The sequence below is a fragment of the Streptomyces sp. NBC_00726 genome (assembly GCF_045161735.1).
In the GTDB taxonomy this organism is placed as follows: domain Bacteria; phylum Actinomycetota; class Actinomycetes; order Streptomycetales; family Streptomycetaceae; genus Streptomyces.
Window position 1 is genome coordinate 1,487,784 of sequence record NZ_CP108983.1, and the last position, 19,024, is coordinate 1,506,807.

Sequence of the window (19,024 nt, forward strand, 5' to 3'; positions counted from 1 at the left end):
CGTGAGGGCCCGCCCGGCGGCAGTCGTGCGGCGTCAGCCCGCCGCGTCCGCCTGGAGGCTCATCGGGCCGTAGATCTTCGTACCGTCGTCGAAGAGCGTGACCTGATCCGCCCCGCCGTCCAGGAGTTCCTTCCAGTACTCACCGATCCAGGACTCCGCGTCGCCCTGGGTCGTGAACTCCTCCGGCCTCAGGGCCGGCTCCGTCTCCGTACCGTCGGACTTCTCGAACCGCCACGTCCACGCCATGTGCGCCTCCCGGGTAGGTCGTTCCCGTCGGGAAGCCTATGGCCTGGGCGGCGGATCTTCGAGGGCCCACGTCGCGCACCGCGCGCGGCGACGCGGGAGGATCGGAGCGTGGAACTGACTCTGCTCGGCACCGGAGCCCCCGACGGGCTGCCGCGGCCCGACTGCCCCTGCGCCGCCTGCGCCCTCGCCCGCGGCACCGGCAGCCGGGCCGCGACCGCCCTCCTGGTCGACGACGCGCTGCTGCTCGACCTCACGCCCGGGGCGGTGTTCGCCGCCGCCCGCGCCGGCCGCTCGCTCACCGGCGTACGCCAGGTCCTGCTGACCCACCCCCACGACGGCCCCGCCGTCGAGCTGCCCGTCGGGCTCCCCCCGGCGGGCCGGGTCCCGGACGGGCGGGTGCTGACGCTGATCAGCGGCCACCGGGTGCGGGCCGTGCCGATGGACGCGCCCGGCACGGGATACGAGGTGACCTCGCCGGAGGGCGCCCGGCTGCTGTATCTCCCGCCGGGCGGTGCGCCGGCCGGGCTGACCGACCCGGTGGCGCAGCCGTACGACCTGGTCGCCGGGGACGTCACCGGGCGGCCCGACGCGGTGGCACGGCTGCGGGCCGTCGAGGCGATCGGGCCCGCCACCGAGCTGATCGCCGTCCATCTGGGCCACGACGCGCCGCCCGCCCCCGAGCTGGCACGCCGGCTCGCCGCCGCCGGGGCCCGGGCGGTGCCGGACGGCACGACGCTGACGGTCGGCGGCTTCCGCGCCCCGGCCCCGGCAACCCCCCGGCGCACCCTGGTCACCGGCGGCGCCCGCTCGGGCAAGTCCGTCGAGGCGGAACGGCGCCTGGAGACGTATCCGGAGGTCGTGTACGTGGCGACGGGCGGTGCCCGGGACGGGGACGCGGACTGGGCGGCCCGGGTCGGGCTGCACCGGGAGCGCCGCCCGGCCGCCTGGCGTACCGAGGAGACGTGTGAGCTCGCGGAGCCGCTGTCGTCGGACGGGCCGCCGCTGCTCATCGACTGCCTGTCGCTGTGGCTGACGGACGCGATGGACCGGGTGGACGCCTGGGACGACGCGGCGTGGGCGGAGGGCGGTGAGCGGGCGCTGAGGGACAGGACGGCGGAGCTGGTCGCGGCGGTGCGCGGGACGCGGCGCACGGTGGTCCTGGTGACCAACGAGACCGGCTCCGGGGTGGTGCCGGCGACGGCGGCCGGGCGGCGCTTCCGGGACGAGCTGGGCCGGCTGAACGCGGCGGTGGCCGAGGAGTGCGAGCAGGTGCTGCTGGTGGTGGCGGGCCAGGTGCTGGCGCTGCGCGGCTGAAGGGGCGCGGGGGCGGGGGCTTGGGGGCAAGGGGCTTGGGGCTTGGGGCGCCGGGCCGTACCGGCCGGGTCCGGAAAACGCGGCGGGTACTGTTCCGCGGGGAGCCCGCCGCCGGGCTCCCCGGACCACTCCCCGTATCGACCCGCGAGGCAGACCCCCGTGAATCTGGACGACTTCTCCGACCTGATCGAACGCCCCGACGGGGGCGTACGGCGCGATGCCGAGGAACGCCGGGAGCGGTTCCTCGTGCCCCCGGGCGCCCTCGGCCGGCTGGACGAGCTGGGCGAGTGGCTGTCGACCGCGCAGCAGGCCGCGCCGGTGCGGCCGGTCGAGCAGCCGCGTGTGGTGCTGTTCGCGGGTGACCACGGGATCGCCGGGCTCGATGTGTCCGGCCGGGCGGCCTCCACCGCGCACGAGCTGGTCCGGGCCACGCTGGACGGTTCGACCCCGCTGGCGGTCCTGGCCCGCCGGTTCTCGGTGCCGGTGCGGATCGTGGACGCCGGTCTGGACTGCGACCCGGAGCTGCTGCCGGAGGCCGTCGTACGGACCCGGGTGCGGCGCGGCAGCGGCCGTATCGACGTCGAGGACGCGCTGACGGCCGAGGAGGCCGAGGCCGCGGTGCGGCTCGGGATCGCGGTGGCCGACGAGGAGGCCGACTCGGGCACCGATCTGGTGGTGCTCGGCGACCTCAGCGTGGGCGGCACGACGGCGGCGGCCACGCTGATCGCGGCGCTGTGCGGCACGGACGCCTCGGTGGTGACCGGGCGCGGCGGTGCCGGGATCGACGACCTGGCGTGGATGCGCAAGTGCGCGGCGATCCGTGACGCGCTGCGCCGGGCTCGCCCGGTCCTGGGCGACCAGCTGGCGCTGCTGGCCACCGTGGGCGGCGCGGACCTGGCGGCGATGACCGGCTTCCTGCTCCAGTGCGCGGTCCGGCGGCTGCCCGTGGTCCTGGACGGGGTGGTCGGCGCGGCGGCGGCGCTGGTCGGCCAGCGGGCCGCGTTCCGGGCGCCGGACTGGTGGCTGGCGGGCCAGCTGAGCGGTGAGCCGGCGCAGTCGAAGGCCCTGGACCGGATGGCGCTCAACCCGCTGCTCGATCACGGCGTCATCGTGGGCGAGGGATGCGGGGCGCTGCTCGCCCTTCCCTTCGTCCAGGCCGCCGCCGCGCTGGCCGCCGAGCTGCCCGAGCGGGAGCCGGAGCCGGCGGAGGACGGCACGGACGACGAGAAGGACGGGAAGGACGAGCCGACGGACTGACGCCGGCCCCGCTCCGCGTCCGGCCGACACCGGCCGCGGAGCACCCCCTCATGCAGCGCGATGCCCCATATGATCGCTTTTCATGGGAGAGGTCGGTATGACCGTCGAGGAGTCCGGGCGGGGTACCGTCCGCAGGCCCGGCACCCCGCGCTCACGGCGCGGCGCCGCGTTCGCGATCTGGTATCTGCGCGTGGTGTCGTTCCTCAACCTCCTCAGCGCGGTCTGGGTCACCTTCGGCCAGGATCTGCGCCGCCACAACACGGACGACTACTTCACCCCGTATCTGCTCACGGCGGGCTTCTCCTCGGGGGTGGTGGCGCTCTTCCTGGCCGTGACGATGCGCCGCCGCAAGCGGGCCGCCTGGATCGTCAATCTGGCGCTCAGCGGGCTGACGCTGCTGCTGTCCGCCGCCCTGATCGTCTTCCCCGAGGTCCGCCGCTATCCGCAGAACTGGATCTCGCTGGCACTGTCCGCGGGCTTCGTGCTCGCGCTGGTGCTCGGCAGGCGCGAGTTCTACGCGAAGGGCGACCGGTCCAATCCGAAGCTGGCCGCGCTGGTGGCGGCGGGCGGGCTGCTGGTCACCTCGCTGATCGCGGCGGGCCTGGTCACGGTCACCAACACCGCGCACGACGAGTACCGCTCGACGTTCCTGGACCGCTGGGCGTACGGGGCGCTGCGGCTGGTATCCGTCGCCGCGTCCGATTCGCGGTTCCCCGGGATCACCGCGCCGGGCTGGGTCAACGTCGTCATCAACATCCTGTCCACGCTGCTGCTCGTCGCGGTCGTCTGGGCGGCCTTCCGCGCCCGCCGGGCGGTCGACCCGATCACCCCGGAGGACGAGGAGGCGCTGCGGGCACTGCTCGACAAGCACGGCGAGCGGGACTCGCTGGGCTACTTCGCGCTGCGCCGCGAGAAGAGCGCGGTGTGGTCGCCGACCCGGAAGGCGGCCGTCGCCTACCGGGTGGTCGGCGGGGTGTCGCTGGCGTCCGGCGACCCGATCGGCGATCCGGAAGCCTGGCCGGGGGCGATCGTGCCCTGGCTGGCCGAGGCCCGCGAGCACGGCTGGATCCCGGCGGTGATGGGCGCGGGCGAGGAGGCCGGCACGGTCTACGCGCGGCACGGCCTGGACGCCCTGGAGCTGGGCGACGAGGCGATCGTGGAGACGGCCGACTTCACCCTGGAGGGCCGCGCGATGCGGACCGTGCGGCAGGCGTACAACCGGGTGCGGCGGGCGGGTTACGAGGTGGTGGTGCGCCGGCACGCGGAGATCCCGGAGGCCGAGATGGCCGAGCTGGTGCGCCGGGCCGACGACTGGCGCGACGGGGCGACGGAGCGCGGTTTCTCGATGGCGCTGGGCCGGCTCGGCGACCCGGCCGACGGGCAGTGCGTGATGCTGGAGTGCCGTGACGCCCCGTCCGCCGAGGGTGCCCCGGGCGAGCTGCGGGCGCTGCTGAGCTTCGTGCCGTGGGGCCCGAACGGTCTGTCGCTGGACCTGATGCGGCGTGACCGGGACGCGGAGAACGGGCTGATGGAGTTCATGGTCATCGAACTTCTGCGACGGGCCGGGAAGCTGGGCGTCACGCAGGTGTCGCTGAACTTCGCGATGTTCCGCTCGGTCTTCGAGCGCGGTTCGCGGCTGGGCGCCGGCCCGGTGCTCCGGATGTGGCGTTCGCTGCTCAGCTTCTTCTCGCGGTGGTGGCAGATCGAGTCGCTGTACCGGGCCAACGCGAAGTACCGCCCGATCTGGGAGCCCCGGTTCCTGCTCTTCGAGAAGAGCGCGGACCTGCTGCGCATCGGGGTCGCGGCCGGCCGGGCCGAAGGCTTCCTGGAGGCGCCGGGGCTGCCCAAGTGGCTGCACCGCTCGCGGCTGGCCCGGGGCCGCGGCGTACCGCCCGGACCGCGTGGATGAGAGCCGTACGCGCCCTGCGCCGGGCGGCCCGCCGGGAGTGGGGGCCGCTCCGGTCGGCCGTACGGGCGCCGCTCGCCGCCCGCGGCCCGCTCGCCGTGCCCCTGACCCTGGCCTCGGTGGCCCTGACGGGGCTGCTCCAGGTGGTGCAGAACCGGCCCTGGGGCTACGGCCCGGTGCAGACGCTGGGCGCGGTCCGGGCCGACGATCCGCTCTGGGCGGCCCTGCTGCGTACCCCGTTGTCGCTGTTCGTACCCGCGCTGGACCTGCCGGTGTGGGGCGCGCTGGCGCAGATGCTGGTGGTGTTCGGGGCCGCGGAGATCTGCCTCGGCCGGTGGCGGACGCTGCTGATCGCGTACGCGGCGACCCTGGCCGGGACGATGTACGCGCGGATCGGCATCGCGGCCGGGCCGGACGCCTTCCTCGGGCTGCCCGCGTCCGACGCGCGGATCGTGGACACCGGGCCCTCGGCGGCGGTCGTCGCGCTGGCGGTCTGCGTCTGCTGCGCCTACCGGGCGCGGGTCACCGGGGCGGTGGTGATCGTGGCGATGGTGGCCGAGGCCGTGCTCAAGGACAACCTGGCGGGCCGGGAGCATCTGGCGGCCATCGTGGCGGCGCTCGCCCTGTGCGCGGCCCGGGCGCTGCGCGGTCGGCGACGGCGGGGCGGTCAGGGCTTGGAGGGCGGCAGGGGGACCCGGTCCGGTGCCCCGCCGATCAGGTCCTGAAACCTGCGGCGCGGGCCGGCCCAGCGCACATCGTGGTGGTAGGCCCGCAGCACCGCACGGGAGCGGGCCCGGTGCCGGCTGCGGTAGAACCGGCGCGCCCACAGCGAGGTCGGCCGGGCCAGCCGGATCGCGCCGATGAGGGCCACGAACGGGACCAGGGTGCCGACCACCGCCATCCGCGCCTTGCCCTTGAACAGGGTGATCAGCACGAAGCAGAAGTTGACGACGACGGTGAGCACGGCCCCCAGCCGGCCCTGCTGCTGATCGTCGCTCAGGTCGTCGACGCCGAGCGGCGAGAAGCCGCCGAGCACCAGCAGCACCAGGGCCGCCGTGAGCACGACGACCTCCACGCTCTGGCGCCCCTCCTCGGTCCAGTACACGTCGTCCAGGTGCAGGATCAGGGCGAACTCGTCCAGCACCAGTCCTGCGCCGACGCCGAAGACGACCGCGCAGACCGACGCCGTGACGCCGTGCCGCCCGCTGCCCACCGCGCCGAAGCCGCCGACGACGCTCAGCACCACCCCGGGAACCACATGGTGGATGTGGACCCCGCCGGGCGTGATGTTCCGGAACGGTCCCTTCCCGGCCCGGATCATCCGGGTGATGACCCGGGTGATCGCGAACGTCAGCACGAAGGCGGTCAGGGCCAGCAGCAGGGGCAGCTTGCCCGGCTCCACGAAGTTCTGGTCGAACCAGTGACCCATGCCACCCACTCCCACTCGCCCACCTGTGCCCCGTTATGCGGCATTCGGTCAATCTAGCGGCCGCCCGCACCGATTAGCCTGCGCGCCGTGACCTCCCTGAACAGCCACGGCCTGCGTTTCGCCTTCGGCACCCTGACCGTGCTCCCCGTCCGCGTCACCCGCTGGGACCGGGAGACCGCCCGGGCCGGGATGCTGTGCGCCCCCCTGGCCGGGCTGGTCGTCGGCGCCCTCGCGGCGGTGCCCGGCGGCCTGCTGCTGTGGGGCGGGGCGGGCCCGCTGCTCGCCGCGGTCGCCTCGGCCGCCGTGCCCGCCGCGCTCACCCGGGGCCTCCATCTGGACGGGCTCGCGGACACCGCCGACGGACTGGGCAGCGGCAAACCGGCCGACGACGCGCTGCGGATCATGAAGCAGTCGGACATCGGCCCGTTCGGCGTGATCACCCTGCTCTTCGTGCTGCTGGCCCAGGTGGCGGCCCTTCAGCGGCTGTACGCGGACGGCTGGGCGCAGGGCGCGGTGGCGGCCGTCGCCTCCGCCGTCGTCGCCCGGCTCGCCCTCACCCTGGCCTCCCGGCGCGGCGTCCCGGCGGCCCGCCCGGAGGGCCTGGGCGCGGCCGTCGCCGGTACGGTCCCGGCGGCCGTTGCCTGGGCGGTGGCGCTCGTGGTGGTGGCGGGGTGCGCGGGGGCGGGGGCGCTGCTCGGCGGGTACGGGGCGCTGCGGTACGCCTTGGCCGCCGTGGCCGCGCCGGTGGCGGCCGGGCTGCTGCTGCGCCACTGCGTGCGGCGGTTCGGCGGGGTGACCGGGGACGTGTTCGGGGCGCTGGCGGAGACGGCGGCGACGGTGACGCTGGTGGGCCTGGCGCTGGGCTGAGGAGCCCCGTCAGCCCTCCGCGCAGCTCTCGCGCCCGGCGTCCAGCTCGTACTCCTTGCGCAGCGAGCTGAGGCCCAGCTTCCGGGACTGTGCGCAGAACTCCGCCGCCGGCAGCTCGTACTCCACGTGGAAGACCGCCTTGCCCGCCTTCACGAACGGGGTCAGCTCCTCGCACTCCTCGTACTGCGCGCACTGCTCGTTGACCGCGAAGTCGAAGTCCCCGACCAGCTCCGGGATCTGCGGCAGGTCGTTCTTCAGGCCGACGGACATGCCGTGGCGGTGGACCAGGCGGGCGATCAGGCGGTTGTAGCGCAGCTGGTCGGCGGCGGTCAGCGGGAAGCCGCTCTCGTTGCGGTAGCCGTCCATGTTGTCCGGTTCGACCGCGTCGAAACCCTTCTTCGCGCACATCGCGATCCGGGTCTCCATCAGCGGTTCCAGGACCTCGGTGCGCCGGATGTCGAGCCAGCGCTCGCCCTTCCAGCCGTTGCCCTTCCCGAGGACGGCGGTGGGGAAACGGGCCGCGTCCGGGCGGAAGTCCTCCCAGGCGCCGGTGGACAGGTAGCAGATGACCTTGCGCCCCTTCCGGTGCAGCTCGGCGACCTGGGCCGCGGTCCGGTCGAAGCCGTCGATGTCGTACACCGGGGCGTCCACGGAGGTGTCGAGCTTCCCGGACAGCTGCCACTGCCAGTCGGTGCCGGGCGCCGGCTGCCAGCGCGCCTGCGAGGGCCGCGCGGAGCCGGCCGCCTTCCCCGCCGGCGCCTTCCCGGCCCCTGGCGAGCAGGCCGCCGCCATCGCGGTCAGCGCCAGTGCGGCGAGGACGCCGCGCACCCCGCTCACCTGTGCGGCCGTGCGGTCGCGCATCGTTCCCCCTGTCCGGACGATCTTCCCGGGCCCACCACCGTACGACGGCCGCACAGCGCGCACGCACCGGCTACGGCCCGCCGCCGTGAGCGGGCAGCAAAGGCGCGCGTAGGCTCATTCCCGGCACATTGCGGCCGCGTCCACGATGCGCCGGGCCCGGTCGGCCACCCCTCCCGACCGGCGCATGCCGAAAAGAACTCAACGGAAGCGAGATTTCACCACCGTGACTGCTCTCACTCTCAGCACTGCCGGTGCGGCGACGCTGCGCGCCGACGCCCTTGTCGTGGGCGTCGCCAAGGGCGCTGGATCCAAGCCTGGGGACCTGGTCCTCGCACCGGGCGCCGAGGCCGTGGACAAGGCGTTCGGCGGGAAGCTCGCCGCCGTCCTGGCGACCCTGGGCGCCTCGGGTGCCGAGGGCGAGCTGACGAAGGTCCCCGCCCCCGAGGGCCTGAAGGTCCCCGTCGTCATCGCGGCCGGTCTCGGCAAGGCCCCGGAGAAGGACGCCGCGTACGACGCCGAGACGCTGCGCCGGGCCGCCGGTGCCGCCGCCCGCTCGCTGGCCGGTGCGAAGAAGGCCGGCTTCGCGCTGCCCGTCGGCTCCGTCGAGGACGCCGAGGCCGTCGCGGAGGGCGCCCTGCTCGGCGCGTACGCCTTCACCGCCTACCAGGCCGGTGAGAACAAGCTGGCGCCCAAGGACGCGAAGCCCGCCGGCGCCAAGCAGGCGCTGGCCGAGGTCGCCGTGCTCGGTGCCAAGCCGCGCGACAAGGCGTTCAAGGCCGCCGCCGAGCGCGCGATCGCCCTCGCCGAGGAGATCAACCGCGCCCGCGACCTGGTCAACACCCCGCCCAACGACCTGTACCCCGAGTCCTTCGCCGCCGTGGCCACCGCCGCCGGCAAGGAGCACGGCATCAAGGTGCAGGTGCTGGACGAGAAGGCGCTCGTCAAGGGCGGCTACGGCGGCATCCTGGGCGTCGGCCAGGGCGCGGAGCGCGGCCCGCGCCTGGTGAAGCTCGCCTACACGCACCCGAAGGCGGAGAAGACCCTGGCCCTCGTCGGCAAGGGCATCACCTACGACTCGGGCGGCATCTCGCTGAAGCCGGCCGGTCACAACGAGACGATGAAGTGCGACATGGCCGGCGCCGCCGCCGTGTTCGCGACCGTCGTCTCGGCCGCCCGTCTGGGCCTGCGCGTCAACGTCACCGCCTGGCTGGCGCTCGCCGAGAACATGCCGTCGGGCAGCGCCACCCGCCCGGGTGACGTCCTGCGCATGTACAGCGGCAAGACCGTCGAGGTCCTGAACACCGACGCCGAGGGGCGGCTCGTCATGGCCGACGCGCTGACCCGCGCCTCGGAGGAGAAGCCGGACGCGCTCGTGGACGTGGCGACCCTGACCGGCGCGATGGTGCTGGCCCTGGGCAACCGCACCTTCGGCATCATGTCCAACGACGACGCCTTCCGTACCTCGATCCACGAGATCGCGGACGAGGTCGGTGAGGCGTCCTGGCCGATGCCGCTCCCGGCCGACCTGCGCAAGGGCATGGACTCCTCGACCGCCGACATCGCCAACATGGGCGAGCGGATGGGCGGCGGCCTGGTGGCCGGCATCTTCCTGAAGGAGTTCGTGGGCGAGGGCATCGCCTGGGCGCACCTGGACATCGCCGGTCCGGCCTTCCACGAGGGCGCCCCGTACGGCTACACGCCCAAGGGCGGCACCGGCTCGGCCGTCCGCACGCTGGTGAAGCTGGCGGAGCGCACCGCCGCCGGCGACCTCGGCTGACCGGGCCGCGGCACCCCCGTACGGCCCCGGGCATACGTCCGGGGCCGTAGGTGTTTGCCACCCGGGAGGGCTGATCGACCGTCCCGGACCCGGGCCCCGCGTCCCGCCCACCGTCAACAAGTGCGAAGATGGGTTCTCGGCAGGACAGGGCCCCCACCACAGGGCCGAAGACAAAGCGGCCGCACACCAGCCGACCGGCCGGTAACACCCCGAGGACGGGGCCCGGCGTACGGCGCACATGCATGGAGGACGTGACGTGGCGAACGACGCCAGCACCGTTTTCGACCTAGTGATCCTCGGCGGTGGCAGCGGCGGGTATGCCGCGGCCCTGCGCGGAGCGCAGCTGGGCCTGGACGTCGCTCTGATCGAGAAGGGCAAGGTCGGCGGCACCTGCCTGCACAACGGCTGCATCCCCACGAAGGCCCTGCTGCACGCCGGCGAGATCGCGGACCAGGCCCGCGAGTCCGCCCAGTTCGGCGTCAAGGCCACCTTCGAGGGCATCGACATGGCGGCCGTCCACAAGTACAAGGACGACGTGATCTCCGGCCTGTACAAGGGCCTCCAGGGTCTCGTCGCCTCCCGCAAGGTGCACTACATCGAGGGTGAGGGCAGGCTCTCGTCCCCCACCTCGGTGGATGTGAACGGCCAGCGCGTCCAGGGCCGCCACGTGCTCCTGGCGACCGGCTCCGTGCCGAAGTCGCTGCCGGGCCTGGAGATCGACGGCAACCGCATCATCTCCTCGGACCACGCGCTGAAGCTGGACCGCGTCCCGAAGTCCGCGATCGTGCTGGGCGGCGGCGTCATCGGCGTCGAGTTCGCCTCGGCGTGGACCTCCTTCGGCTCCGACGTGACGATCGTCGAGGGTCTGAAGCACCTCGTCCCGGTCGAGGACGAGAACAGCTCGAAGCTTCTTGAGCGCGCCTTCCGCAAGCGCGGCATCAAGTTCAACCTCGGCACGTTCTTCCAGAGCGCCGAGTACACGCAGGACGGCGTCCGCGTGACCCTTGCCGACGGCAAGACCTTCGAGGCGGAGGTGCTGCTGGTCGCGATCGGCCGCGGCCCGGTCTCGCAGGGCCTCGGTTACGAGGAGGCCGGGGTCGCCATGGACCGCGGCTACGTCCTGGTGGACGAGTACATGCGTACCAACGTTCCGACGATCTCGGCCGTGGGCGACCTGGTCCCGACGCTCCAGCTGGCGCACGTCGGCTTCGCCGAGGGCATCCTCGTCGCGGAGCGGCTGGCCGGGCTCAAGACCGTCCCGATCGACTACGACGGTGTGCCCCGGGTCACGTACTGCCACCCCGAGGTCGCCTCCGTCGGCATCACCGAGGCCAAGGCCAAGGAGCTCTACGGCGCGGACAAGGTCGTCGCGCTGAAGTACAACCTCGCGGGCAACGGCAAGAGCAAGATCCTCAAGACCGCGGGCGAGATCAAGCTCGTCCAGGTCAAGGACGGTGCCGTGGTCGGCGTCCACATGGTCGGTGACCGTATGGGCGAGCAGGTCGGCGAAGCCCAGCTGATCTACAACTGGGAAGCGCTGCCGGCCGAGGTGGCCCAGCTCATCCACGCCCACCCGACGCAGAACGAGGCGATGGGCGAGGCGCACCTGGCGCTCGCCGGCAAGCCGCTGCACTCCCACGACTGACCGTCGACCGGGCGCGACGACCGACCACTTCCGCATTTTCGTAAGGAGCAACTGAAACCATGTCGGTTTCCGTAACCCTTCCGGCGCTCGGCGAGAGCGTCACCGAGGGCACTGTCACCCGCTGGCTGAAGGCCGAGGGCGAGCGCGTCGAGGCCGACGAGCCGCTGCTCGAAGTCTCGACCGACAAGGTCGACACCGAGATCCCCGCCCCCGCGTCCGGCGTCCTGGCGTCCATCAAGGTCGCCGAGGACGAGACCGTCGAGGTCGGCGCCGAGCTGGCCATCATCGACGACGGCACGGGCGCCCCGGCCGCTGCGGCCGCTCCGGCGGCCGAGCCGGCCGAGACCCCCGCCCCGGCCGCCGCCGAGGCCCCCGCCGCCCCGGCCCCCGCGGCCGAGGCTCCGGCCGCCGCCCCGGCCGGTGGCGCCTCCGGCACCGACGTCACCCTCCCCGCGCTCGGCGAGAGCGTCACCGAGGGCACCGTCACCCGCTGGCTGAAGGAGGTCGGCGAGGAGGTCGCGGAGGACGAGCCGCTGCTTGAGGTCTCCACGGACAAGGTCGACACCGAGATCCCCGCCCCGGTCGCCGGTGTGCTGCTGGAGATCGTGGTCGGCGAGGACGAGACCGCCGAGGTCGGCGCCAAGCTCGCCGTCATCGGCGCGCCCGGTGCCGCTCCGGCCCAGGCCCCGGCCCCGGCGGCCCCCGCCCCGGCACCGGCCGCCCCGGCTCCGGCGCCCACCCCGGCACCGGCCCCCGCCGCGCCCGCTCCGGCTCCGGCTCCGGCCGCTCCGGCCCCGGCGCCCGCCGCCCAGGCCCCGGCTCCGGCGGCTCCCGCCCCGGCTCCGGCCGCCCCGGCGCAGGCCCCGGCCGCCGCCCCGGCCGCGACCTCCGGTGACGACGGCGCGTACGTCACGCCGCTGGTCCGCAAGCTCGCCGCCGAGAACGGCGTCGACCTGGGCGCGGTCAAGGGCACCGGCGTCGGTGGCCGTATCCGCAAGCAGGATGTCGTCGCCGCCGCGGAGGCCGCCAAGGCCGCCGCCGCTGCCCCGGCGCCCGCCGCCGCCGCTCCGAGCGCCTCCAAGGCTCCGAAGCTGGAGGCGTCCCCGCTGCGCGGCCAGACCGTCAAGATGACCCGCATGCGCAAGGTCATCGGCGACAACATGATGAAGGCGCTGCACTCGCAGGCCCAGCTGACCTCGGTCGTCGAGGTCGACGTCACCAAGCTGATGAAGCTGCGCGCCAAGGCGAAGGACGGCTTCGCGGCCCGTGAGGGCGTCAAGCTCTCCCCGATGCCGTTCTACGTGAAGGCCGCCGCCCAGGCGCTGAAGGCCCACCCGGTCGTCAACGCCCGGATCAACGAGGACGAAGGCACCATCACGTACTTCGACTCGGAGAACATCGGCATCGCCGTGGACGCCGAGAAGGGCCTGATGACCCCGGTCATCAAGGGCGCGGGCGACCTCAACATCGCCGGTATCTCGAAGAAGACCGCCGAGCTGGCCGGCAAGGCCCGCGGTGGTGGCCTGACCCCGGACGACATGTCCGGTGCCACCTTCACCATCAGCAACACCGGCTCGCGCGGTGCGCTGTTCGACACGGTCATCGTGCCGCCGAACCAGGCGGCCATCCTGGGCATCGGTGCCACCGTGAAGCGTCCCGCGGTCATCGAGACCGAGGAGGGCACCGTGATCGGTGTCCGCGACATGACGTACCTGTCGCTCTCCTACGACCACCGTCTGGTGGACGGCGCGGACGCCGCCCGCTACCTGACCGCGGTCAAGGCGATCCTGGAGGCCGGCGAGTTCGAGGTCGAGCTCGGCCTGTAAACGGCTCGGCCTGTAACCAGCCTCACGATCGGCGCCCCCGCCCGGAACACTTCCGGGCGGGGGCGCCGCCGTATTGTCTAGACACCACCGGTCGCCCCGGCCACCGAGCCCGGTGCAGGCGTACCGGTCTGTCCGAAGGAGCCCGTCATGACCCCGCCCGTCGTCCACTCGCTGCGCGAACAGATCCGCGAGCACATCGTGGAGGGGATCGTCAGCGGGCGCTGGAAGCCGGGCGAGCGGATCGTGGAGCGGCGCATCGCCACCGAGCTGGAGGTCAGCCAGACGCCCGTGCGCGAGGCGCTGCGGGAGCTGGAGACGCTGCGGCTGATCGAGTCGGCGCCCAACAAGGGCGTCCGGGTCCGCAATCTCACCGCGGCGGACCTGGAGGAGAGCTACCCCGTGCGGGCGGGCCTGGAGCAGATCGCGGCCGAGCTGGCCGCTCCGGGGCTCGGCGAGGACTGCTCGCTGCTGGCCCCGCATGTGACGGCGCTGTACGAGGCGGACCGGCTGGCGGACGGCGAGGCCCAGGTCCGGCACACGGTCGGCTTCCACCGCGAGATGGTGCGGGCGGCGGGGAACGCGGTGCTGCTGCACACCTGGGAGGGGCTGGGCATCGAGGTGTTCACGGCGCTGTCGATCCGCTGGCTGGGGACGGTCCAGAAGTCGTACGCGGAGGAGCACGAGGCTCTCATCGACGCGTTCCTGCGCAAGGACCCGGACATCGGGACCCTGGTCAAGGCCCATGTCCTGGGGTGCGCGCCGCGCGCCTGACGGCGGAGGCGCCGCGCAGGTGTCGGCCCTGCCGCTCTTCCGTGCAGGTCAGCGCCCGTTTTGACGGGTAAATCCCGTCACTCGGTGCCCCGTTTCATGGCACCGCATGCCATTTTCTTCATATCGAGAAGTTTTGCCTTTCATCCTTTGATCGATCATCGATCGGCGACTTACAGTTCACTCCGCGGGCCCACCGGCCCCATCGCCCTGTCCTGCCAGTCAGGGACTTCTCCACCCCCCTCCTCACCGGAAGGCGGCGATCATGACCGACCCCGTAGGAAAGCTTCCGAGCGAGCTCGACCAGCTCCCGGACCGCGACCCGGAGGAGACCGCTGAATGGGCGGCCTCCCTGGATGCCGTCACCAAGGCCGCGGGCCCGCACCGTGCCGCGTACCTCATGCGGCGCTCGCTCCAGCACGCCGAGGGCGCCGGTCTCGCGCTGCCCAAGCTGCTGGAGACCGATTACGTCAACTCCATCCCGACCGCCGCGGAGCCCGACTTCGACGGTGACCTGGAGATGGAGTCGAGGATCACCGCGTGGAACCGCTGGAACGCGGCCGCGATGGTCACCCGTGGCGCGCGCTTCGGCGTCGGCGGCCACATCGCCACCTTCGCCTCGGCGGCCTGGCTGTACGAGACCGGCTTCAACCACTTCTTCCGCGGCAAGGAGGGGGACGGCTCCGGCGACCAGCTGTATGTGCAGGGCCACGCCTCCCCCGGCATCTATGCCCGCGCCTTCCTCGACGGCCGGCTCAGCGAGCAGCAGCTCGACAACTTCCGCCAGGAGGCGGGCGGCGACGGACTGCCCTCCTACCCGCACCCGCGGCGGCTGCCCTGGCTGTGGGAGTTCCCCACGGTCTCCATGGGCCTCGGCCCGCTCTCGGCGATCTACCAGGCGCGCTTCAACCGCTACCTCGCCAACCGCAACATCAAGGACACGTCGAACTCGCACGTCTGGGCCTTCCTGGGCGACGGCGAGATGGACGAGCCCGAGTCGACCGCCGCCCTCGCCCTCGCGGCCCGCGAGCGGCTCGACAACCTGACCTTCGTCATCAACTGCAACCTCCAGCGGCTCGACGGCCCGGTCCGCGCCAACTTCCGCGTCGTGCAGGAGCTGGAGGGCGCCTTCCGGGGCGCCGGCTGGAACGTCATCAAGACGCTCTGGGGCAACGCCTGGGACGAGCTGTTCCAGCTCGACACCACGGGCGCGCTGGTACGCCGGCTGCGCGAGGTCCCGGACGCGCAGTTCCAGACGTACGCCACCCGCGACGTCGCGTACATCCGCGAGCACTTCTTCGGCGCCGAGCCCGCCCTCGCCGAGCTGGCGAAACTGCTCACCGACGCGAAGATCGCCGAGTGCTTCTACACCTCGCGCGGCGGCCACGAGGCCCGCAAGGTGTACGCGGCCTACCGCGCGGCCGTCGAGCACAAGGGCGCGCCGACCGTGATCCTCGCCCAGACGGTGAAGGGCTACACGCTCGGCAAGGGCTTCGAGTCCAAGAACGCCAACCACCAGATGAAGAAGCTGTCGATCGACGAGTTCAAGGGCATGCGCGAGCTGCTCGGCCTCCCGATCCCGGACAGCGCCTTCGCCGACGGCCTGGTGCCCTACGGCCACCCGGGCGCCGACTCCCCCGAGGTCCGCTACCTCCAGGAGCGCCGCGCCGCCCTCGGCGGCCCGGCCCCGGCCCGCCGGGTGCACGCGGTGGCGCTGCCGCAGCCCGAGGAGCGCGCGTTCGCGGCGCTCAAGAAGGGCTCCGGCAAGCAGGAGATGGCCACCACCATGGCCTTCGTCCGCCTGGTCAAGGACCTGATGCGGGACAAGCAGACCGGCAAGCGCTGGGTGCCGATCGTCCCGGACGAGGCCCGCACCTTCGGCATGGAGTCGCTGTTCCCCTCGGCCGGCATCTACTCGCCGCTGGGCCAGACGTACGAGCCGGTCGACCGCGACCAGCTGATGTACTACAAGGAGGCCAAGGACGGCCAGATCCTCAACGAGGGGATCACCGAGGCCGGCGCCATGGCCGACTTCATCGCCGCCGCCACGTCGTACGCGACGCACGGCGAGACGATGATCCCGTTCTACATCTTCTACTCGATGTTCGGCTGGCAGCGGACGGGCGACCAGTTCTGGCAGCTCGCCGACCAGCTCGGCAAGGGCTTCATCGTCGGCGCCACCGCCGGCCGTACGACCCTGACGGGCGAGGGCCTCCAGCACGCGGACGGCCACTCGCACCTGATCGCCGCCACGAACCCGGCGTCGCTCAACTACGACCCGGCGTTCGCGTACGAGATCGCGGTGATCGTCAAGGACGGTCTGCGGCGGATGTACGGCCCCGACGCCGAAAACGTCTTCTACTACCTGACGGTCTACAACGAGCCGAAGCAGCAGCCCGCGATGCCGGAAGGCGTCGAGGAGGGCATCGTCAAGGGCCTGTACCGCTTCAAGGAGGGCACGTCCGCCGCGGCGGACGCCCCGCGCGCCCAGCTGCTGGCCTCCGGCACCGCGATCCACTGGGCCCTGGAGGCCCAGGAGCTGCTTGCCGCCGACTGGGGTGTCACGGCCGACGTCTGGTCCGCCACCTCCTGGGGCGAGCTGCGCCGCGAGGCGCTGGAGTGCGACGAGGCACTGCTCCACGGTGAGCAGCGGGTGCCGTACGTGACGCAGGCACTGGAGGGCGCTCCGGGCCCGGTCGTCGCGGTCAGCGACTGGATGCGCGGGGTCCCGGACCAGATCAGCCAGTGGGTCGAGCAGGACTGGACCTCGCTCGGCACGGACGGCTTCGGTCTCTCCGACACGCGTGACGCGGCCCGCCGCCACTTCGGCGTCGACGCCCCGTCCGTCGTGGTCGCCACGCTGGCCCAGCTGGCCCGGCGCGGCGAGGTGCCGGCGACCGCCGTCAAGGAGGCGCGGGACCGGTACGGTCTCTGAGCCCGATCGGGCCCGTCCGGCATCGAGGCCGTGTCCTCGATGCCGGACGGGCCCGTTCTTTCGTTCAGATGTCTGGGCGTGCATCCGCGGCTCTCAGGGCAGATGCTGGACCCGTGATGGACGAGACCGAGTTCTGGGAGCTGATCGACAGCACGCGCGAGGCCGCCGACGGCGACCCCGAGGACCATGCCGATCTGCTGGTCGACAAGCTGGTGCTGCTCGACCCCGAGGCGGTGCTGGACTTCGCCCGGCACTTCGAGGCCCGCTTCAACCGCGCCTACCGCTGGGACCTGTGGGGCGCCGCCGCGATCCTGCTCGGCGGCGCGGGCGACGACGCCTTCGACTACTTCCGCTGCTGGCTGATCGGCCGGGGCCGGGAGGTCTTCGAGGGCGCCGTGCACGACCCGGACGCCCTGGCCGAGCTGCTCGGCTCCTTCGACGAGGAGCTGGACGGCGACGGCGAGGAGCTGGGGTACGCGGCCGACGAGGCGTACGAACAGCTCACCGGCGTCGTCGCGCCCGACCTCGGCCTCCCCCCGCAGCCCGACGAGCCGGAGGGCACCCGGCTGGACCCGGACGACGACGCGGCCCTGGCGGCCCGGCTGCCCGCGCTGTGGGAGCGGTTCGGCGTCACGGGGTGAGAGCCCCGCCCCGTCACGGGGTGAGCGGGTGGCCCATCATCATGTCGTCCACGTACCGTCCGTTCAGGAAGAACTCGCCCGGCAGCATGCCCTCGACGGTGAAGCCCTCCGCCTCGTACAGCGCGCGGGCGGGCGCGTTGTGGCCGAGGACCCGCAGGGTGATCCGGTTCGCCCCCTCGCCGTGTGCCGTCGCGCAGGCCGCGCGGATCAGGGCCCGCCCGATGCCCCGGCCGCGCGCCCAGTGGGCCACGGCGAGGCCCTGGATCTGCCGGACGTGCGCGTTGCAGGCCAGCGGGGTCGGCGGCACGACGCGTATGTAACCGGCCGGCGCCCGCTCCCCGGCCTCGTTCACGGCCTCCGCCACCAGGATGCCCTGGGGCGTGTGCCGCTCGTTGAAGAACGGCGCGTACGGGGGCTGCGGGCGCGGCTGCACCGAGTGCAGCGTCGACCAGGTGGCGCGGTCCAGCTCGCCGAGAGCGGAGTCGTCGGCGAGAACGGCGCGGCGGACGACGGGTGCGGCGGATGCGGTGGAATCGGTCATGGCCGCCACTGTGCCACGGCCGTGTACGGCGGCCCGGGTGGGGCAGGATGGACGCCATGCCGCACTCCCGTATCGCCGTCAGCGGATCGACCGGACTCATCGGAGCGGCGCTGGTGCGCTCGCTGCGGGCCGACGGGCACGAGGTGGTGCGCCTGGTGCGCCGCCCGGCCCGGGCCGGCGACGAGGTGGAGTGGGACCCGAAGCGGGGTTACGTGGACGTGGCCGGTCTTGTGGGCTGCGACGCGGTCGTCCATCTCGCCGGGGCGGGGGTCGGCGACCACCGCTGGACCGAGGCGTACAAGAAGGAGATCCGGGACAGCCGGGTGCTGGGCACCGCCGCGATCGCGGACGCCGTCGCCTCGCTGGACACCCCGCCCGCCGTGCTGCTTTCCGGGTCCGCGATCGGCTTCTACGGGGACACCGGCGACCGCCCGGTGGACGAGGAGGCGCCGCCCGGGGACGGGTTCCTGCCGTCGGTCTGCGTGGAGTGGGAGGAGGCCACGGCGGCGGCCGAGGAGGCGGGGGCGCGTACGGTGCACGCCCGCACCGGCCTGGTGGTCGCCCGGGAGGGCGGCGCCTGGGGGCGGCTCTTCCCGCTGTTCCGGGCCGGGCTGGGCGGCCGGATGGGCGACGGGCGGCAGTTCTGGAGCTTCATCGCGCTGCACGACCACATCGCGGCGCTGCGGCACGTCCTGGACACCCCGGAGCTGTCCGGTCCGGTGAACCTGACCGCCCCGACGCCCGTCACCAACGCCGAGGTGACCGCCGCGATGGGCCGGGTGCTGCGGCGGCCGACCCTCCTCACGGCGCCCGCGCCGGCCCTGCGGCTCGCGCTCGGCGAGTTCGCCGGGGATGTGCTGGGCAGTCAGCGGGTGCTGCCCGCGCGGCTGCTGGGCTCCGGCTTCTCGTTCGCCTTCCCGTCCGTCGACGCCGCCATCCGCGCCGCCCTGCGCTGACGGACCGTCCGGGCGGCCCGGTTCCTTTCGGACGGGCGTGCGACCCCGTGCATCG

Annotated in this window: 16 protein-coding genes; 12 read left to right on the plus strand and 4 right to left on the minus strand. The window is 73.4% G+C overall.

Going from position 1 to position 19,024, the window contains the following annotated elements; translation table 11 throughout:
• Positions 1-33 precede the first annotated feature (33 nt).
• Entirely contained in the window at positions 34-246 is a 213-nt protein-coding gene (locus OG338_RS06640) for a hypothetical protein (RefSeq protein ID WP_073863269.1), read from the minus strand.
• Positions 247-354: 108 nt separating this feature from the next.
• Between OG338_RS06640 and OG338_RS06645 the strand changes: the two genes are divergently transcribed.
• The 4 genes from OG338_RS06645 to OG338_RS06660 all read left to right on the plus strand — a co-directional run bounded on the left by OG338_RS06645 (position 355) and on the right by OG338_RS06660 (position 5,448).
• A complete protein-coding gene (locus OG338_RS06645) occupies positions 355-1,560 on the plus strand; it encodes a bifunctional adenosylcobinamide kinase/adenosylcobinamide-phosphate guanylyltransferase (RefSeq protein WP_405936425.1) in 1,206 nt (401 codons plus the stop codon).
• A 159-nt stretch (positions 1,561-1,719) separates the two neighbouring features.
• Positions 1,720-2,817 (plus strand): nicotinate-nucleotide--dimethylbenzimidazole phosphoribosyltransferase, encoded by a 1,098-nt coding sequence (locus OG338_RS06650; RefSeq protein ID WP_405936426.1) that lies wholly within the window; start codon positions 1,720-1,722, stop codon positions 2,815-2,817.
• 97 nt (positions 2,818-2,914) lie between these two features.
• The gene (locus OG338_RS06655; protein ID WP_405940338.1) at positions 2,915-4,726 is read left to right on the plus strand and encodes a phosphatidylglycerol lysyltransferase domain-containing protein; all 1,812 of its coding nucleotides are present in this window, start codon (positions 2,915-2,917) and stop codon (positions 4,724-4,726) included.
• Complete coding sequence (locus tag OG338_RS06660; RefSeq protein ID WP_405936427.1) at positions 4,723-5,448, plus strand: hypothetical protein; 726 nt, start codon at positions 4,723-4,725, stop codon at positions 5,446-5,448. Before OG338_RS06655 ends, OG338_RS06660 begins: the two co-directional genes overlap by 4 nt.
• On the opposite strand, the gene OG338_RS06665 is transcribed toward OG338_RS06660, so the two are convergent.
• Positions 5,391-6,152 (minus strand): hypothetical protein, encoded by a 762-nt coding sequence (locus OG338_RS06665; protein WP_405936428.1) that lies wholly within the window; start codon positions 6,150-6,152, stop codon positions 5,391-5,393. The two genes, OG338_RS06660 and OG338_RS06665, sit on opposite strands and share 58 nt — an antisense overlap.
• Positions 6,153-6,239: 87 nt before the next feature.
• On the opposite strand from OG338_RS06665, the gene OG338_RS06670 reads away from it, so the two are divergent.
• Positions 6,240-7,019: an adenosylcobinamide-GDP ribazoletransferase gene (locus tag OG338_RS06670; protein ID WP_405936429.1), complete on the plus strand. Its 780-nt coding sequence runs from the start codon at positions 6,240-6,242 to the stop codon at positions 7,017-7,019.
• Between the two features lie 9 nt (positions 7,020-7,028).
• On the opposite strand, the gene OG338_RS06675 is transcribed toward OG338_RS06670, so the two are convergent.
• Entirely contained in the window at positions 7,029-7,880 is an 852-nt protein-coding gene (locus OG338_RS06675) for an endo alpha-1,4 polygalactosaminidase (RefSeq protein WP_405936430.1), read from the minus strand.
• Positions 7,881-8,103: 223 nt separating this feature from the next.
• Between OG338_RS06675 and OG338_RS06680 the strand changes: the two genes are divergently transcribed.
• The 6 genes from OG338_RS06680 to OG338_RS06705 all read left to right on the plus strand — a co-directional run bounded on the left by OG338_RS06680 (position 8,104) and on the right by OG338_RS06705 (position 17,472).
• Complete coding sequence (locus OG338_RS06680; RefSeq protein WP_405936431.1) at positions 8,104-9,657, plus strand: leucyl aminopeptidase; 1,554 nt, start codon at positions 8,104-8,106, stop codon at positions 9,655-9,657.
• 256 nt (positions 9,658-9,913) lie between these two features.
• Entirely contained in the window at positions 9,914-11,302 is a 1,389-nt protein-coding gene (lpdA, locus tag OG338_RS06685; RefSeq protein ID WP_405936432.1) for a dihydrolipoyl dehydrogenase, read from the plus strand.
• 59 nt (positions 11,303-11,361) lie between these two features.
• Positions 11,362-13,128, plus strand: a complete 1,767-nt coding sequence (sucB, locus tag OG338_RS06690) for a 2-oxoglutarate dehydrogenase, E2 component, dihydrolipoamide succinyltransferase (protein WP_405936433.1) — start codon at positions 11,362-11,364, stop codon at positions 13,126-13,128.
• A 147-nt stretch (positions 13,129-13,275) separates the two neighbouring features.
• The gene (locus OG338_RS06695; protein WP_328899839.1) at positions 13,276-13,899 is read left to right on the plus strand and encodes a GntR family transcriptional regulator; all 624 of its coding nucleotides are present in this window, start codon (positions 13,276-13,278) and stop codon (positions 13,897-13,899) included.
• Positions 13,900-14,161: 262 nt separating this feature from the next.
• On the plus strand, positions 14,162-16,831 hold the full coding sequence (aceE, locus tag OG338_RS06700; protein ID WP_405936434.1) for a pyruvate dehydrogenase (acetyl-transferring), homodimeric type: 2,670 nt from the start codon (positions 14,162-14,164) through the stop codon (positions 16,829-16,831).
• 116 nt (positions 16,832-16,947) lie between these two features.
• Positions 16,948-17,472 carry a DUF4240 domain-containing protein gene (locus OG338_RS06705; protein WP_405940339.1) on the plus strand — a complete coding sequence of 175 codons (525 nt, stop codon included), beginning with the start codon at positions 16,948-16,950 and terminating at the stop codon, positions 17,470-17,472.
• Positions 17,473-17,485: 13 nt separating this feature from the next.
• Here the strand turns inward: OG338_RS06705 and OG338_RS06710 are convergent, their stop codons facing one another.
• Positions 17,486-18,013, minus strand: coding sequence for a GNAT family N-acetyltransferase (locus OG338_RS06710; protein WP_405936435.1), 528 nt, complete (start codon positions 18,011-18,013; stop codon positions 17,486-17,488).
• A gap of 56 nt (positions 18,014-18,069) precedes the next feature.
• On the opposite strand from OG338_RS06710, the gene OG338_RS06715 reads away from it, so the two are divergent.
• A complete protein-coding gene (locus tag OG338_RS06715; protein WP_405936436.1) occupies positions 18,070-18,969 on the plus strand; it encodes a TIGR01777 family oxidoreductase in 900 nt (299 codons plus the stop codon).
• Positions 18,970-19,024 lie beyond the last annotated feature (55 nt).

Excerpts from the sequence above, each read along its gene's own strand:
- OG338_RS06640 (WP_073863269.1), bottom strand. The coding sequence starts at position 246 with ATGGCGTGGACGTGGCGGTTCGAGAAGTCCGACGGTACGGAGACGGAG.
- OG338_RS06655 (WP_405940338.1), top strand. The coding sequence starts at position 2,915 with ATGACCGTCGAGGAGTCCGGGCGGGGTACCGTCCGCAGGCCCGGCACC.
- OG338_RS06660 (WP_405936427.1), top strand. The coding sequence starts at position 4,723 with ATGAGAGCCGTACGCGCCCTGCGCCGGGCGGCCCGCCGGGAGTGGGGG.
- OG338_RS06665 (WP_405936428.1), bottom strand. The coding sequence starts at position 6,152 with ATGGGTCACTGGTTCGACCAGAACTTCGTGGAGCCGGGCAAGCTGCCC.
- OG338_RS06675 (WP_405936430.1), bottom strand. The coding sequence starts at position 7,880 with ATGCGCGACCGCACGGCCGCACAGGTGAGCGGGGTGCGCGGCGTCCTC.
- sucB (WP_405936433.1), top strand. The coding sequence starts at position 11,362 with ATGTCGGTTTCCGTAACCCTTCCGGCGCTCGGCGAGAGCGTCACCGAG.
- OG338_RS06695 (WP_328899839.1), top strand. The coding sequence starts at position 13,276 with ATGACCCCGCCCGTCGTCCACTCGCTGCGCGAACAGATCCGCGAGCAC.
- aceE (WP_405936434.1), top strand. The coding sequence starts at position 14,162 with ATGACCGACCCCGTAGGAAAGCTTCCGAGCGAGCTCGACCAGCTCCCG.
- OG338_RS06705 (WP_405940339.1), top strand. The coding sequence starts at position 16,948 with ATGGACGAGACCGAGTTCTGGGAGCTGATCGACAGCACGCGCGAGGCC.
- OG338_RS06710 (WP_405936435.1), bottom strand. The coding sequence starts at position 18,013 with ATGACCGATTCCACCGCATCCGCCGCACCCGTCGTCCGCCGCGCCGTT.
- OG338_RS06715 (WP_405936436.1), top strand. The coding sequence starts at position 18,070 with ATGCCGCACTCCCGTATCGCCGTCAGCGGATCGACCGGACTCATCGGA.